Genomic DNA, 1,771 nt, shown 5'->3' with positions numbered 1-1,771 from the left:
CGAGCAGCCGGCCGCCGAGCCGCAGCGCCTCCCTGGCCGCGAGCCCGCGCCGCACCTCGGCCGCGTACCCGGCCCTGCGCCCGAGGTCCCCCGCGATCAGCGCGGCGAGTTCCGCGGGGGAGGCGGCGATGCGCCGCGCGGGCAGCGGCCCGTCGAAGCGCTGCGGGTCGAGGACGTGGGGCAGCCACTTCGCCCACTCCCACTCCGCCTCGTCCGGGCTCGCCACGGCGAGCGCCACGTCGTCGGGCGCGTGCGTCGCGGCGGTCTGTACGAGCAGCGCGCGCACGACCCGCAGGATGTCCTCGCGCGCGCCGACGACGCTGACGTTGCCGACGCCGTCGAGCGGCACGGTGAGCGGGAACCCGGCCGCGGTCGTGAACCGCTGCCGCAGCGCCCGCGCCTCGTTGAGCATGAAGGGATCGGGCGGCGTCAGCGCCCCCGAGCCCGTCGCGTGCTCGGCGATGCCTAGGTCCTGCACCACGACGTCGCCCGTCCCGGCCCGCATGCGCAGGAAGTCGGCGTCCGTGCGCCGCCGTTCCCAGCGGCGTGCCGGGTCGCGGACGAGGTCGAGCAGGGCGGCGGGCGCCGGGTCGAGGAGCAACGCCGCCTCCCTGCGCGCCCGTTCCTCGTCCGCCAGCTCCTCGCGCAGGCGCTCCAGGTACTCCAGGTACCGCTCGCGCTGCACGCGCCGGGTGCGCCCCGCCTTGCCGCGCTGCGAGAGGAACAGCGCGAGCGCGCCGCACAGCGCGAGGACGAGGACGAGCGCGCCGAGCACGGCGTACTGGCTGTTGCGGACGATCGTCATCATGACGACGGAGCTCATCACCCCGGCGAGCGGCAGCAGCGCCGTCGCCGCGTTGCCGACCTTGCCCTCGGGCAGGTTCGGCGGCGGTTCGATCGCGCGCGGCGCGGGCGGCGGCAGGGGCCGCGTGGCGCGCGCGGGACGGTGGACGAGCCGCTGGGTCATCGCGTCCGCACCGCCCGCCCGAGCGCTTCGGCCGCCAGCCGCAGCGCGGTCCCGCGCGCGGCCTCGCCGAGATGGTCCGCGTGCACGGGACCGCCCTGCCCCAAGTGCCGGTCGTACGGCAGGAGTACGACGGGGACGCCGGGCTCGGCGAGGTGCTCGCGTGCCGTCGCGGGGTCGAGGGTCGCGTCGGGCGAGGTCGCGTTGAGGACGACGACGGTGTTCTCCCGCGCGGCCGGGAGCAGGCCGAGGAGCCAGTCGAGGACCTGGCGGGTGCCGTGGACGCCCTCGGCGGTCGCGGGGGTGACGAGCACGCGCGCGTGCGCGGTGCCGAGCGCGGTGCGCGCGACCTGCCCGGGCAGCGAGTCGCAGTCGACGACGGTCACGCCGAAGTGCCGGCGCAGCGCGAGGGCGACCGAGTAGTACGTGCGCCCGGCGAGCGGATTGCCGACCTGACCGCGGCTCGCGGGCAACAGCCAGCCGCCTTCTTCGAGTTGCACGAGGTAGCCGGTCACGTCGGTGAGGCGCGCCTGCGGCGTGAGCACGTCCGCGAGGTCCCCGACCGTCCAGCGGACGGTGCGGGCACCGAGGCGCAGCGGGAGCGTGCCGAGCGCCGCGTCGGCCTCCAGGCCGAGCACGGGGTCGTGCCGGTAGTGCGCGAAGGTACGGGTGAGCAGCGCCGCGACGGTCGACTTGCCCGCCCCGCCGCGCAACGAGGTCACGGCGAGGACCCGGCCCGTCGTGACCGGCTGCTGCACGGCCTCCGCGAGGCGCGCCGCGTCCCCGGCCTCCTTCGCCGCGGGCGCG

General features: G+C 77.2%; 1 protein-coding gene and 1 pseudogene. Both read right to left on the bottom strand.

The window, feature by feature from the left end:
• Positions 1-967: pseudogene (locus G3I42_RS29015) on the bottom strand (cell division protein FtsK); the annotation flags it as partial.
• The coding region (locus G3I42_RS29010) for a hypothetical protein (RefSeq protein ID WP_239096750.1) at positions 964-1,771 on the bottom strand (808 nt) is incomplete at its 5' end. The gene G3I42_RS29010 and the pseudogene G3I42_RS29015, both read right to left, overlap by 4 nt.

The sequence above is a fragment of the Streptomyces sp. SID11385 genome (genome assembly GCF_010548245.1).
In the GTDB taxonomy this organism is placed as follows: Bacteria; Actinomycetota; Actinomycetes; order Streptomycetales; family Streptomycetaceae; genus Streptomyces.
The sequence above is the reverse complement of the archived record's forward strand: the minus strand, read 5'-3'. Positions and strand labels throughout refer to the sequence as shown.